The sequence below is a fragment of the Halobacterium sp. CBA1132 genome (assembly GCF_001485535.1).
In the GTDB taxonomy this organism is placed as follows: Archaea; Halobacteriota; Halobacteria; order Halobacteriales; family Halobacteriaceae; genus Halobacterium.
The window spans coordinates 236,913-250,476 of the sequence record NZ_BCMZ01000002.1 but is presented as its reverse complement, the minus strand read 5'-3'; the positions used below and the strand labels follow the sequence as shown (position 1 = coordinate 250,476).

The window sequence follows — 13,564 nt, the reverse complement described above, 5'->3', positions numbered from 1 at the left end:
GCGGAGGATGTCATACGATTAAGTCGCTGCAAAGGTCACGTCTGAGTATGGATGTTTTTACCTCGGATACGCCGATTATCGGAATGGTTCACTTACCGCCGCTTCCAGGGGCACCAGGATTCGAAGGGACTCGAGCGGATCTTCGCGAGCGCTTACACCGGGACGCGACCGCGCTTGAATCGGGTGGGGTCGATGGAATCATGCTCGAGAACTTCGGGGATGCACCCTTCTATCCGGACCGGGTCCCTCGGCACGTCGTAGCTGATGTCGCAGCCCTCGCTGCCACGCTTCGAGATGAACTGTCGATTCCGTTCGGCGTGAATATTCTCCGGAATGACGTTCAAAGTGCACTGGGTATCGCCGCAGCTACTGGTGGTGAATTCGTTCGTGTGAACGTCCATACCGGGGCCCGACTTACCGACCAGGGGCTCATCGAAGGGATGGCTCACGAAACGGTACGACTCCGTGAACAACTCGATGCTGACGTGGACATCCTCGCCGACATCGACGTGAAACATTCCGCACCGCTTGCCGAACGGGATCTTGCAGAAGTAGTGAGCGAGCTCGTTGAACGTGGCGGGGCCGACGGGGTTGTCGTAAGCGGTGCTGGCACAGGCGAAGCAGTCGATGAATCTGTCCTTGAGCAAGTGGTCGAGGCACGTAATGCGCGTGGTCTCGAAGCACCGGTTCTGATCGGCAGTGGTGTAACACCTGATACGGCTCCTGAACTGCTCTCGGTCGCGGACGGGGCGATCGTCGGAACCGCGCTTAAACACGACGCCGAAGCCACAAATCCGGTAGATGAAGCAGCAGTCAGACGTCTCGTCGAGTCCGTTCCTCAGTAATTTGCGATGAAGTCTTGTACAGCAGCCTTGGCTGGAAGACGGCCGCGTGCGCCCGTGGCGGTACAATTGAGGGCGGCCGTGGCAGCGGCAAAGCGACCTGCTTCCTTCGCTGGATCGTCGTCGAGCAGCCACGTCTGAATCAGGCCTGCTGTGAAGGCATCCCCAGCACCGGTCGTATCAGCCACATCCACACTGAAAGCCGGGACCTCGGTCACGGTGTCGTCCTCAAGAAGGAGGGCTCCGCTAGCACCTTGGGTGACCGCAGCACGTGAGACATTTTGGTGGGTGAGTGACTCGATGGCTTCCTCGCCATCTCCGCCAAAATATGACCGGGCAGCTACCTCGCCGACGACAAACAAATCAACAACCGAGAGAAGCCGGTCGATAGTTGACGCCGAGGTTCCTCGACTGTCGAGTTCCGAGAGCGGACCAGCAAGATCAAACACGAGCGTCGAAATCACACCACGTTCTCGAGCCGCTAAGAGCTTGGAAACAACCTCATCAGGCGCATAGGCACTCGTAAAAACCACATTCGCGTCACTGAGATACTCGATATCCGATTCATCAAGCCGTAGATTCGGGACGCTCTGCCCGCCCGCGATAATCATTCGCTCCCCGTCCGGGCCACGCAGAACCAACGTGTACGATGACTCTTCACTACCGACCCGAACCCTCGTACAATCGAGGCCACGGCCTTCCAGATCGGCTTTAATCTCAGCACTGGAACCGGCGCCGAGTCGCGTGATGATCCCCGTTTCATTCCCGAATTCAGCGAGCCCCGAGGCAACGTTTGCTGCAACACCCCCAACATCGGTCGTATGCTCATGAGCAAACGCACCACCGTCAGGCTCCGGCAAGTTCGAGAGAGTGTAGATGTGGTCAAGAACCGCACTGCCGACGGCAACGACCTCTGGTGAGGACATTACATCAACCCAGGCAGGCGATCGTTTTGAACGTAAGGGAGTGTTCTTCCCGATATTCTATCGATGGCGGGATAACAAGCTTTAGCGTCGTTTTAAGCGCGAAGCCGGACTTCGATTTCGTCCGGCCCGATAACGGAGATCCCGTCTTCCGTCTCGAAGACTGGATACTCACTATCCTCGATTCGGGCTTGGATTTCAGTAAGTACCGCTGTGTCGGGTACAACAATCTCAAACCAGGATATCCCCCTTCCGGAGGCCGGTTTGGAACGACGGCTCCACGTGTTCGCACCGAGATGGTGGTGGTAGCCGCTAGCAGAGACGAAAAGTGCAGCTGGTACGGTGATTTGTGCCTCGAAGCCGATGAGATCGACGTAGAAGTCCCTAAACTCCTCAAGCGAGGATACTTCAAGATGGACATGCCCCACATCCGTGCCATCAGGCAGGTTTGGGTCGCCTGTGGCAGCTGCTGCTATCGGTTCTAAATCCAGGGCGTATGTCCCCATATGAACGGTTCCGTCATCGCTGTAGGGCCACTCATCACGCGGGTAGTCCCGATAGATTTCGATGCCGTTCCCCTCCGGGTCAGTGAGGTACAGTGCCTCGCTAACGTCGTGGTCTGCCGCACCACCGAGTTGCCAGTGCTCCCGAATGCGAACCAACGCATCACCTAACGCTTCGCGTGAAGGTACTCTAAACGCGTTATGGAAGAGGCCCGCACTCGAGCTGTGCCGTTCGAGGGCATCCTCAGATTCTTCTAAGATAAGCAGCGGTGTGTCCGCGACACCGAGGATGGTCGCGTCGTCGGATTGGCTCAGTATACCGAGTCCCACGACATCCCGGTAGAATCCCATCATCTCGTCGAGGTCGCGGACACGGAGCGCGGTCCGTCCAATATGCGTTTCCCGTGGGAGTTCGTTTGAATGTGTTCGCGTAGTCATCTTCGAGACGGTAGATGCCGCTGTTGAGGTGTACCAGACAGCTCATTTCTGGTCGTACCGGTAACAACCACAGATGCGTTTCGGAGATCCATTACAACTGCTAGGTTCGGTATAAACCGCCATATAGCTAAGGCAACAAGCGTGTGACCAGGGGAAGTAGACCCAACCATCATCGAGGGTATAGGAACAGTCTGATGTTGAAGCTCGTAATCAAGAACGAGATTCGTGGCAATTCACGAGGTGTGTGTCGTTAATACGCCGGCAATCGTGTTTACTCGGAATACCATACTCAACCATCTCGTCGGTAAGCGATTCCGCATCGGCGACGCCAACTGTCCCGGCGACCGTCTCAGTGAATCCTGTGAGGGCCTGCATGGCCTTCGAAAAGAACCTCGTGGATGCGCTGGCTCTCCGTGGTGGATTTTGAGCTGGCATCCTCGAAAGCGGGACGATTCGCCCGGGAGACGATAATCGAAGTCGCGTAGCGACATCAAGTACCCACCTGAGCAGCTGAATCGACACGGACTTCCTGCTACAGGAACCAGTTTTGTACACTGATGGACCGTGATTCGTGGGTTTCGAACGTGGGGTTCATGCTTGCAGCCGTCGGTAGCGCAGCCGGCCTGGGGAACATCTGGCGGTTTCCGTGGTTGACTGCTGACAACGGCGGCAGCGCTTTCCTCGTGATGTACTTGCTGCTCGTGATAGGTGTTGGTGTCCCCGGGTTGCTCGCTGAACTTGTGCTCGGGCGACGTGGCCGCCAAACCCCAATCGGCGCGCTTCGCACGCTCATCGGCTCCCGATGGGGCACACCACTGGGCGCATTCAACGTCATCACAACCATCGTAATGCTGTCGTTTTACTCGGTCGTCGGCGGCTGGATTCTCAGATACACGCTGCTATCACCGACCGGCGCGTACTTCGCGCAGCCACAGCAGTACTTTAGCCACGCAAGCCACGGCCTGCCAGCAGTTGGGTTCCACTTGCTGTTTCTCACGATTGTCGCCATTATTGTCTATTTCGGCGTGAGCCGGGGCATCGAACGCGTCTCGAAAATCATGCTTCCCGCAGTCGTCGTGTTACTCGGTGGCCTCGCCGTCTGGACAGCCACCCAGCCCAACACCGCTGCTGGCTACGCGTTCTACCTCAACTTCGATGGCGACTATCTCACCACACACTTCTTCAACGTCCTCGGCCCGGCGGCTGGACAGGCGTTGTTTACGCTCTCGCTGGGTGCCGGCGCGATGCTCACGTACGCCTCATACCTCGACGAGGATGTCTCTCTCCCGCGTGACACGCTCGTTATCGCGATTTCGAACACGGTCATCGGTGTCCTAGCCGGGCTCGTTGTTCTGCCGTTGTTGTTCTCCCAGGGAATCAGCCCCGGACAGGGCGGCCCTGGCGCGCTATTCGTTGCACTCGCAACCGCGTTCGGTTCGCTGCCCGGCGGGGCCCTCGTTGCAACTGTCTTCTTCTTCACCGTCCTGCTCGCAGCTGTAACAAGCGGCATCAGTCTGCTCGAAACCCCCGTTGCGACGCTCGTCGATAACTATGGGATGTCCCGGCGACGGGCAACGCTGCTCATGACGCTGGTGATTGCGGTGACTGGCAGTGGGTTAGCACTTGCCGGACCGATGTTTCGGTTCGTGTCCGGCCCGGTCGTCGACGTGATGCTGACGATTGGCCTGTTCGCGTTCCTCGCGATCGCCGGTTGGATACTCCGCGACGATGCCGTCGCGGAATTCCAGACTGGCGCTGGCCACCTCCGTGGGTTCGCTACGCCATGGGTGCTGGCCGTCAGCTGGGTGCTGCCCGTCGTCGTCATGTTCTTACTGACGACCACGCTGGCTTCACTCGCAAGCCTCTCACTGGCGACCGTTACGCGAGTCGCAGTCGCCGTGCTTGTGACGCTTGTTTGCCGGATTGCAGTCACCCGAACAACACACTCCACCGCTCGCCCAAATGAACGAGCCTAATTGATGGTTCCATGACATCGGATACTGCGGTATCGTAGGCCGTACGTTATGGCTGCGTGAGCACGGACAGACATCTGCCATAAGCGGCCATTCAGCTTTTTCGTGTCGCTCCCCGAACGACAGGTAGTGGCTGTGTCCGACTGCCCAGAATGTGGATTCGCGTTAGCACAAACGACGGGAAAAGGGACCGTCGATGAGGAGGCAGTCCATTTCTTTGAATGTAGCGAATGTGGGCTCACGTGGACGGAATCAATCCTCTAGCTATACTGTTGGGTGCAACTATCAGCAATTACGGAGAGTCAAGGAGAAAGCCCCGCCCTTCAGGGCGGGATATATCAATATATTGATGTGGCGGCTTTCTGTAGCGCGGCATCCGAAACGGATGGGCGAAAAGAGATACCGCCTGGTTAGCACAGCCAGCGGTTCACCTATTCAACCGTCGAGAGGGCTGTTTCGCCTACGAGGACTGGATACCAAGCGTGACCAACAATATCCCAACGACGGCCGGGATCCCCGGCCGTCAAATCGGGAAGGATGTCAAGGCTGCCAGGCGAGAAGCAGAAGCATTTCAAGCGGCTGTACGGTAGTTCAACGTGATCTATCGAGGGAATGTCCACTGTCCAATCAGCCGTTCCACCAGGCGATTCGCCGGAGGTCTGCCAGTACTGTGATGAGCCGTTCCCAACTGAGGACCGCCTCACTCTTCACAAGGGTCTCAATCACTGGCCAGACCTCACTGAAGCTGAACGAACCGCCTTCCACGATGCGCGAGCGAACGAACGCGACGCCCTCAGCTCGTTCCGGCTGCGGGCCCTCGCGTGTATCGTCGCAGTATACTTCGTCTTCCTGTTCCTCTATGCCATCTACGCCATCTAACGCCGAGAACCCCTCTGGAGACGAATCAACAGCGAAAGCAACTCCCCGGGAAGACGCCAAGTCGAACGCGATGCCGACGTTCGGCATCCGCTTCGGCGCGCAAGTACTCGCTTGGATAGCGATCTTAACCGTTCTCGCCGATAGTGTCGCCGCTGCGAACGGGATGACCCTCTCCAAGCAACCACGTGAGGCGCTCGCTATCCCGCGATGGCTGTACTTAGCGACGGGCGGGGCGACAATTGGCGCGTCGGCACTGCTTGCGAGCTTTGTCACTGATCGCGCGTTCATCTACTCGCTCCATTCCCGGTCTGTGTCCCTTCCAAGAATGCCCGCGGTTCGGCGGTGGATTGGTGTCCTTGGCCAGACGCTGGCTGTGGTCGGGCTCTGTCTCATGGTGTTCCTCGGGTACACCGGGCCACAGCTGCCATCGGCTAGTCTCACCGTCCTCGTCACATTCGTCGGCGTTCGCGCCGGCCTCCCCGTTGTTGCGTATCTCGTCGGCAACCCATGGCCCGCTCTGAATCCCTGGCGCGCCATTACAACTGTGCTCCCAACCGGTTTCTACGAGTACCCAGATTCATTCGGCAGGTGGCCGGCCATCGCCGGTATCCTCACGCTCGTATGGGTTGAGGTTATCTTCCCTGTTAGTACTGTTCCGCGTGTGCTCGCAACGGCTATTCTCGGGTACTCGTTGTACACCATCGCTGGCGCTGTCGTCTTCGGCTCCGACGCCTGGTTCGAGCACGCGGACCCGATATCGGTTCTCTTCAGGTTCTACGGTGCCGTTGCACCTATCCAGCTACGTGACGGGTCGGTGGAGATTATACTCCCGGGGAGCGACCTCGCGCAATCAGATGTCGTAACCGATTCCTCGGACGTCGCCTTCATCATCGCGCTCATCTGGGAGCTCACGTACAGCGGTTTCATCACGACGACAGCCGGCGCACAGACCATCACAACCGTCGTTGAGTCGCCGCTAAGTGCAGTGATGGCAGCCACGCCGCTCGCTGTCCTGGCCTATACGACTCTCCTCGTTATCGGATACGTCGTCTTCCTCGCGGCGTACTGGTATGCTGGCACTATTGCTCGCCGGTTCACTGACACCTACGTTACGAGCCGCTCGATCGCCTTACGGCTGGCTCCTCCGCTTCTGGCGATCGCGGCTGGCTATCACCTCGCCCACTACGCAGGGCTGCTCGTCTCGTTGAGTCCGGCGCTGACGATGGCAGTGGTGTCGCCGCTGTCACCACCTGCGAATCCGCTCGTACTCGCGCCACCCAACTGGTTCACTGCCCTCAGCATCGCGTTCGTGCTCGCGGGCCACTTGCTCTCGATCTGGGAGGCGCACGCGTCCGCATACGATCTCTTCCCGAGCCGGCTCGCCGCCATCCGAAGCCAGTACCCATTCGTCCTCGTGATGATAGGGTACACCATCGTCAGTCTCTGGCTGCTGTCATTACCGGGCGCAACGCCCCCGTATCTCGGGTAGGGCCCGTTGGTAGTCTTCAGACAGAGAAGTGGACCGCAGACATATCCATGAATGCGGTTTCGTAGCCATCGTGGCGAGACAGTTGCGGCGGGGTCTCAATTTTGATCGTGACTGTATCACCGCGCTCAACGCGATCCACAGTTGTCCCGTAGTAGTACCCAAGGTCGGGATCAAGTGTACCATCAAGTCCGGTTTGCATGACAGTCTGCCCGTCGCGTTCGACAGCCATCGAGAGCGACATCCCCGGCAGGAGAACTCGATTATATGGCGTACGCGGAGAGACAACAAGATATGGGCTATCCGCCCCCGAAAATCGCTGCTCGTCAGTAACGAGAGTTACGTAGAACAAGGCGTCGTCAGCTGAGGCTTCCCCAAGTACCCGTCCGGGGAGCTGTTCTTTCGGTGGCGCGACTGGAGCTGGCACGCCGTCCATCTGCATCAAGTCTACTGTCCCGCGGGTGCCTGCCTTCTTACTGAGCCGGCGAATCGGGAGGTCGTACGTTTCCGCCGGCTCGAAGGTGAACTGGAACTGCGCAGTCCGCATCTCCGTAAATCGACCCTTGAACGGTCTGGTCCGTGCTGCCTGAACGGGCGCAATTCGAACTGTCGCCTCATACTCACCGCTCCCCGACAGTGCCACGTTATCCCCGTAGTGGAACCCCATATTTGGGGATAGCATCGACCACAGGTTCGTCGTAGAGACGCGACCCTCCTCGTTTCGAACATCAACTGACACCGCGGTCGGGAGCACTGTCCCGGATTCGGCATCCCAGGCGCTCGCCATCAAATGCAGCGAGTCGTCCGACGAGACAACGACTTTTGTTTTGTTCGTCCCGGTCACCCTCCAGAACCGATGAGGAAACGAGTGCATCAACGCGACCCCGATACCATCGATGGTCGTCGTTTCGTACATGCCCATCCCCTCAACAATCGCAGGGTGATAGACACCATCCGGTCGGTCTTCGACGAGCGGGGGGTCGCGCCACGCGGACTGCGTCTCGAACCCGAGTCGCCGGAGACACCCGGAGACGCCGGCCACGCCAACCAGCCCACCCGCAGTTTTCAGAAACCGACGCCGGTCCATATAGAAGATAAGGACTAGCGACCGAGTAGGTGTTGCGGTTCTCAACAGGCGCAGCAAGCCCAGCGCCTCCACGTCCTCTTGGTGCCTTCACATCGTCAGCTACGGTGATCTGACCGAGGACGAGGTATCTGAGCAAGGTTCGCCACAGGGAGTGTATTGATACGTCGCACTCAACATACTCACTATCATAGGTGGGCGCAGTGAGCCAGGGCATTATTTCAATTCTCTTCGGCGATCCGTTCGCGGTGATGAACACAATCGGGCTGGTGGCGTTCGCCCTCGTCGGATCTTCGAAGGCGATTCGCGAGGAGTTCGACGTGTTCGGGATTGCTATTGTGGGGTTAGCGATGGCGTTTGTCGGTGGTGCAACCCGCGACCTTCTCGTCACACGAGTGCCGTTAGTTCTTCAGTCTCCAATCGAAATCGTACTGGGGCTCCTCGGCGTCGGGTTAGCAATGGTTCTGAGCGTCGTCTTAGAGTCACCGGACACTCATCCAGTTACGCTCGTCGCAGACGCGATCGGCCTCGCTGCCTTCGCGACGACGGGTGCTATCGTCGCGACTGATACAGGTGTCTCGGCGTTTGGTGTCGTTGCAATTTCAATGATCAACGCTGTCGGCGGCGGAGCATTCGCTGATATACTGCTTGATAGAGCGCCGTTCATCCTCTTCGAAGACTTCTACGCGAGTTGCGCCGTTCTGGGTGGCGCGGCATATTGGTTGACCGGCGTGGTCGGCGCGAGTGGCAGTACGGCTGCCGGCGCGTGTGCAGTCGTGACTGTCGGAATGCGGTTAGTCGCGGTCACGTACGATTGGCATCTCCCGACCGTACAACGATTAGAACTGCTCCGGGAATAATTGAATACTCAGGCGAGTTAGGGCCAAAGGCCGCGCGTTTCGTGGGCTTCCGCAATCCGTGAGAGCGCGACGATATACGCTGCGTCGCGCCACGTGACGTCGCGTGTCTCGAATTCTGTTTGGACATCCTGCCAGGCTGCCAGCATCTCTGTTTCCAGTTCATCGTTGACGCGTTCGAGCGACCACGCGCGGCGATTGATGTCTTGGAGCCACTCGAAGTAACTCACCGTCACACCGCCAGCGTTAGCCAGAATATCTGGAATGACCGGGATGTCTCGGTCGGCGAAGATCGCGCTCGCGGCGGTCGTCGTCGGCCCATTAGCGCCCTCGATGATGATGTCGGCAGCAACATCGTCGGCGTTCGCGTCCGTCAGGACGTTCCCGATTGCCGCTGGAATCACCACGTCGACGTCCAATTCCAGTAATTCGTCGTTGGTCACCGTTTCTGGTGCCTCGTGAGTCATCACGGCTTCTGGCTCCTCGTGGTGGGAGGGGATTGCGTGTGTATCGAGGCCGTTTGCGTCGTAGATGCCGCCGTTGACGTCGCTGACGGCGACGACGTTTGCGCCCCAGCTGTCGAGTAGTTTCGCGGCGTTCGAGCCGACGCTCCCGAAGCCCTGGACGGCAATCGAGGTTTCTTTGATGTCTTTGTCGTAGTAGTCGATCGCTTCGCGGGTGATGATTGCGACGCTCCGGCCGGGTGCTGCATCACGGCCTTTGCTCCCGCCGACGATCGGTGGTTTGCCGGTGACGACGCCCGGGATTGTTTCGCCTTCCTGCATCGAGTAGGCGTCCATCAGCCACGCCATCGTTTGCGGGTCCGTCCCCATGTCGGGTGCGGGGATGTCCGTGGTTGGCCCGATGACCGAGCGGATTTCGTCGGTGAAGCGGCGTGTCAGCTGTTCTTTCTCGTCGTCGCTGAGGTCTTTCGGGTTGACGGCGATACCGCCTTTCGCGCCGCCGAAGGGGATGTCCATCACGGCGCATTTCCACGTCATCCACATGCCGAGGCCGACGCATTCCTCGCGGGTGACCTCGGGGTGATAGCGGAGGCCGCCCTTGAACGGGCCGCGGACGCTGTCGTGTTGCGCACGATACCCAGTGTAGACCTCTACGTCGCCGTTCTCGCGTTCGATTGGAACGGTGACTTCCTGGACTTTCTTGGGGTGTTTGAGTCGCTCGACGATGCTCGGGTCGATATCGAGGTGGTCAGCGGCGTGCTGGAGTTGGCGACGTGCGGTCTGCAGCGCCGACTCCGGTTCACTCGGCTCTTCGGCCGTCTCGTTGTCGTCGTGCTGGGTTTGTGTTGAGGCCATTATTCGATGGGTGTGCGTCGGTTTCGCATATCGCCAGCGCAGTCGGGGCACTGGCCAGGGTTGTCCTCCGCAAGCACGACGTTCCCGCACTCGAAGCATTCGTACGGTGATTCCTCGGTTGAATTCTGGTTGACGTCCCTCATGGTTAGGTGAGTGTCCCGACAGTGCTGTGCGGGATGCTCTACATATGAATAATGAGTGTATAAGGGAATATTCGGTAGTTGAGCACCGAACCACACGCCAGCCAGCGTGGTTTACTATTCAAGCATCCGCGAAATCGGGGCGCTGAGGGGACCACTATCGGGCGATTACGCTGTTAGCGTCCGCTTCGAGAGTGATCAGTCCGCGCGTCGAGTGACGACCGGAGCGTGGTCGTCGATCAGCGCCGCGAAGAGTTTCCGCTGCACGGTTCGAATATGCTGGTAGAACGCCTGCGGGGAGATGTCAAGTGACTCCGCGACGGCTTCACCAGTCACCGTCCGCGGCGATTCGAAGAACCCACTGTAGTACGCCGTCTCCAAGACCTCCAGTTGCCTGTCAGTCAGGCTATCCAGCACTGACGCGTAAAATCCGTGTTCGGACGCCTGCTCGCGCACCTGCTTCGACGTAAGCTCAACGTCAGCGAAACGCTGGGTGACAAACTGCGTGACGTTCCTCGCCTCAACGCTCCCGGGAACATCGATCACGAGTTTCGTATCCGCCTGCGATGCCGTTGCACTCTGCAGAACGGCACCGTGGTCGGCCAGCTCCGTCGCCAGGAACGGCTCCGCCAACCGGAGCCGCAACACGCCCCCAGTCTCACCACCACGAATCCGCTGGACGTCCTCAATCACGCGGAGATCAGTTGCCACGTCGACGACCGCATCAAGCGGCGCGTCCTCGACCGTGACGAACACGTAGTTCCCACTGGCAGTCTGCTGAACACCACCTTCGTACGTAATCGTGCAATCCGCGGTCTGTGCCAGTTGCGCGAGCACGAACGACGGATCAGTAACCGTGTACTCAACGCGAGTCATCGACGTGGTGAGCAACGCGCGCTTGCGTTCGCTCGCACTAATTGCGGAAGCGATCGTCTCACCAAGCTCCGCAAGCACGGTCTGAATCGTTTCATCGAAGGCGTCCGGGGTCTCCGCGTACACCGTCAGAACGCCATACGAGAGATTGTTGTAAACGAGCGGAATACTCAACACGGACAGCAGATCGCGTGAAATCGCGTCCTTCCGCCATGAGGCCGCCCGAAGATCAGCCGCGACGTTCGAAACATGCGTCACCTCGCCAGTCGCCGCCGTCCGACCCGCCGGTTCAACGCCGTCAGCGGCGACCGGGAACGACTGCGTATCGAGATAGCCGTGGTCGGTCCCAGCCCACGCCTGGGGCGTCACGGCCTCCGATGTACTATCGAGAGTCCCGATCCAGGCGAACTGGAAGCGACCGTCAGCAGTGAGTCGTTCACAGACTGTGTGGTCGATTTCCTCGCGGGTCTCGGATTGCACTAGTGCCTGGTCAATCTCACGGATCGTCTCGTTAATCTGATTGAGTGTCGTGAGCTGGTCGTTCTGTTGCTGGAGTTCACGGTCCTGCTCACGAAGCTGTGACTCACGGTCGACGCGGTCCAATGCTGCCTCTGCGGTCGCCGCCAGAAGGTCCGCAAGTTCCCGCGTCACATCGTCGAAGGCACCGACATCGGTTGACCCAGCGACGAACACGCCGTGGTTCCCGAGTGGAATGTACGCGACACTCCGGAGGTCAGTCGCGGGATTAGTGAGGCGGTCCGCGTCGTGGATATCGTCGAAAAACCGGGGTTCGTTCTCGACGAAGCTGTGACTGGTGAGATCGTTGCCGTCCGCATGAACATCCGGAAGAGGGCCATGGGCGTCCCGCATCGCCTGTGAGTACGCCGTCGGCTGGAGGTGGTTGTCGTCTGCATCGAAGAGGTAGACGGCGCTCGCATCGAGATCGAGAACGTCGGGTGTATCGTCGACGACGTGGTGGGCAATTTCGTGGTGTGTTTCGGCGTACAGGAAGTCCCGCGCGGTCTCCTGGAGGGTTGCGAGGGCGCGTTCGCGCTGCTTGCGCTTCGTGATATCACGACAGCTGTACAGCAGCGTGCCATCCTGAATTGAGACTTCGCGAACGTTCACCAGCAACGTGTGTTCGCGACCGGCTTTGTCCGTGGCCGTGGTCTCGATGTTCTTCAGGACGCCGTCGTCGGCGAGATCCGCGCGGTCGAATAAGTCGTCGCCGAGCAGGGCCTCAATCGTTCCTAGTTCCCGGATTTCCTCGGCGGTGTACCCGAAGATGAAGTGGACGTTCGGGCAGACGTACGTGTACTCGCCGTCCTCGTCGGTCATGAGGACGGTGTCGGTCATATTGTTGAGCGTCACGCGGTGGAGTTCCTCGGACTGACGGAGTTCCCGTTCGAGGTCGACACGGTCGGTGATATCGACGCTATCGACGACGATTGAAACGAGGTCGCCGCGTTCATCAGTAACCGGCTGGACGGAGAGTTCCAACACTCGCTCACCAGTCACGCCATTCTGGGTGATGACAGCGTGCCCGAACTCACCGCGTTTTGCTGACTCAACAAGGCGACGAATGTCAGCGCTCGTTTGGCCCTCGTCAAGCCACCACGGCAGCGTCCAGAAGGAATCGCCAACCACGGCGTCGGCGTCCACATCGATCATGTCGCGGGCGGTTTGGTTGACGCGCGTGAGCGCGCCAGCAGGGTCAAGCACCCACGTTGCGGATCGAGTGTCGTGAAATGTCGCGTCGAACTGTCGTGCCCGTTCGCGCTGTGTCCTCGCCCGTTGGGCGTCCCGGAGCGCCTGCTCGGTTCGCTGTAAGGCATCAGTAACGGTCTCGTCTAGTGGGTCGGTGACAGCGATATAGTCGGTAACGCCGGCTTCAATCGCTGTACTAGCGATTGTTTCGCTGCCTTCGGCCGTCCCCAGAATAATCGGGAGTGTGACTGTTGTCTCCCGGATGCTGCGAACGAGGTCGATCCCCGTCGTTTCGGGAAGGCTGTAGTCAGTAATGACGCAATCAATCGTCGTCGGTTGCAGCATCTCGTGGACTGCTGCTGGTGTCGAGACCCGATGAATAGTCGCGTCAGACTGTTCTTGGAGCGCATCAACGTAGGCCGTTAGCCACTCTGTGTCGCCAACAGCGACGATTACAGACGTATCGAGAATACTCCGTGATTTTGGGTTCATATGTGGAACACTCGGCCCCGATCGCAGAACGCAATTCCATACGCGGGG

Annotated in this window: 11 protein-coding genes; 4 read left to right on the top strand and 7 right to left on the bottom strand. The window is 59.0% G+C overall.

What is annotated here, in order from left to right; all coding sequences use genetic code 11:
• Positions 1-47: 47 nt before the first annotated feature.
• Positions 48-845: a BtpA/SgcQ family protein gene (locus AVZ66_RS15880; protein WP_082678902.1), complete on the top strand. Its 798-nt coding sequence runs from the start codon at positions 48-50 to the stop codon at positions 843-845.
• Here the strand turns inward: AVZ66_RS15880 and AVZ66_RS14705 are convergent.
• Both AVZ66_RS14705 and AVZ66_RS14700 read right to left on the bottom strand, forming a co-directional pair.
• On the bottom strand, positions 839-1,768 hold the full coding sequence (locus tag AVZ66_RS14705) for a carbohydrate kinase family protein (RefSeq protein ID WP_058984907.1): 930 nt from the start codon (positions 1,766-1,768) through the stop codon (positions 839-841). The two genes, AVZ66_RS15880 and AVZ66_RS14705, sit on opposite strands and share 7 nt — an antisense overlap.
• A 92-nt stretch (positions 1,769-1,860) precedes the next feature.
• Complete coding sequence (locus AVZ66_RS14700; RefSeq protein WP_058984906.1) at positions 1,861-2,706, bottom strand: VOC family protein; 846 nt, start codon at positions 2,704-2,706, stop codon at positions 1,861-1,863.
• A 554-nt stretch (positions 2,707-3,260) separates the two neighbouring features.
• On the opposite strand from AVZ66_RS14700, the gene AVZ66_RS14695 reads away from it, so the two are divergent.
• Complete coding sequence (locus AVZ66_RS14695) at positions 3,261-4,682, top strand: sodium-dependent transporter (protein ID WP_058984905.1); 1,422 nt, start codon at positions 3,261-3,263, stop codon at positions 4,680-4,682.
• Positions 4,683-5,306: 624 nt separating this feature from the next.
• On the opposite strand, the gene AVZ66_RS16410 is transcribed toward AVZ66_RS14695, so the two are convergent.
• The gene (locus tag AVZ66_RS16410) at positions 5,307-5,645 is read right to left on the bottom strand and encodes a hypothetical protein (protein ID WP_157575706.1); all 339 of its coding nucleotides are present in this window, start codon (positions 5,643-5,645) and stop codon (positions 5,307-5,309) included.
• On the opposite strand from AVZ66_RS16410, the gene AVZ66_RS14685 reads away from it, so the two are divergent.
• Positions 5,629-7,047 (top strand): hypothetical protein, encoded by a 1,419-nt coding sequence (locus AVZ66_RS14685; protein WP_058984903.1) that lies wholly within the window; start codon positions 5,629-5,631, stop codon positions 7,045-7,047. The two genes, AVZ66_RS16410 and AVZ66_RS14685, sit on opposite strands and share 17 nt — an antisense overlap.
• A gap of 16 nt (positions 7,048-7,063) precedes the next feature.
• Here AVZ66_RS14685 and AVZ66_RS14680 read toward each other — a convergent pair whose 3' ends face one another.
• Positions 7,064-8,131 carry an iron transporter gene (locus AVZ66_RS14680; RefSeq protein WP_058984964.1) on the bottom strand — a complete coding sequence of 356 codons (1,068 nt, stop codon included), beginning with the start codon at positions 8,129-8,131 and terminating at the stop codon, positions 7,064-7,066.
• 248 nt (positions 8,132-8,379) lie between these two features.
• Here AVZ66_RS14680 and AVZ66_RS14675 point away from each other — a divergent pair, with 248 nt between their 5' ends.
• Positions 8,380-8,988 (top strand): trimeric intracellular cation channel family protein, encoded by a 609-nt coding sequence (locus AVZ66_RS14675; protein ID WP_197407822.1) that lies wholly within the window; start codon positions 8,380-8,382, stop codon positions 8,986-8,988.
• 17 nt (positions 8,989-9,005) lie between these two features.
• Here AVZ66_RS14675 and gdhB read toward each other — a convergent pair whose 3' ends face one another.
• The 3 genes from gdhB to AVZ66_RS14665 form a co-directional block, all read right to left on the bottom strand.
• Positions 9,006-10,304 (bottom strand): glutamate dehydrogenase GdhB, encoded by a 1,299-nt coding sequence (gene gdhB / locus AVZ66_RS14670; RefSeq protein WP_058984902.1) that lies wholly within the window; start codon positions 10,302-10,304, stop codon positions 9,006-9,008.
• Positions 10,304-10,447 (bottom strand): rubrerythrin-like domain-containing protein, encoded by a 144-nt coding sequence (locus AVZ66_RS16405; protein ID WP_157575705.1) that lies wholly within the window; start codon positions 10,445-10,447, stop codon positions 10,304-10,306. The genes gdhB and AVZ66_RS16405 overlap by 1 nt, the downstream gene beginning before the upstream one ends.
• Positions 10,448-10,642: 195 nt before the next feature.
• Positions 10,643-13,516, bottom strand: coding sequence for a bacterio-opsin activator domain-containing protein (locus AVZ66_RS14665; RefSeq protein WP_058984901.1), 2,874 nt, complete (start codon positions 13,514-13,516; stop codon positions 10,643-10,645).
• Between the last annotated feature and the right edge of the window lie 48 nt (positions 13,517-13,564).

Excerpts from the sequence above, each read along its gene's own strand:
- AVZ66_RS15880 (WP_082678902.1), top strand. The coding sequence starts at position 48 with ATGGATGTTTTTACCTCGGATACGCCGATTATCGGAATGGTTCACTTA.
- AVZ66_RS14705 (WP_058984907.1), bottom strand. The coding sequence starts at position 1,768 with ATGTCCTCACCAGAGGTCGTTGCCGTCGGCAGTGCGGTTCTTGACCAC.
- AVZ66_RS14700 (WP_058984906.1), bottom strand. The coding sequence starts at position 2,706 with ATGACTACGCGAACACATTCAAACGAACTCCCACGGGAAACGCATATT.
- AVZ66_RS14685 (WP_058984903.1), top strand. The coding sequence starts at position 5,629 with ATGCCGACGTTCGGCATCCGCTTCGGCGCGCAAGTACTCGCTTGGATA.
- AVZ66_RS16410 (WP_157575706.1), bottom strand. The coding sequence starts at position 5,645 with ATGCCGAACGTCGGCATCGCGTTCGACTTGGCGTCTTCCCGGGGAGTT.
- AVZ66_RS14680 (WP_058984964.1), bottom strand. The coding sequence starts at position 8,131 with ATGGACCGGCGTCGGTTTCTGAAAACTGCGGGTGGGCTGGTTGGCGTG.
- AVZ66_RS14675 (WP_197407822.1), top strand. The coding sequence starts at position 8,380 with ATGAACACAATCGGGCTGGTGGCGTTCGCCCTCGTCGGATCTTCGAAG.
- gdhB (WP_058984902.1), bottom strand. The coding sequence starts at position 10,304 with ATGGCCTCAACACAAACCCAGCACGACGACAACGAGACGGCCGAAGAG.
- AVZ66_RS16405 (WP_157575705.1), bottom strand. The coding sequence starts at position 10,447 with ATGAGGGACGTCAACCAGAATTCAACCGAGGAATCACCGTACGAATGC.
- AVZ66_RS14665 (WP_058984901.1), bottom strand. The coding sequence starts at position 13,516 with ATGAACCCAAAATCACGGAGTATTCTCGATACGTCTGTAATCGTCGCT.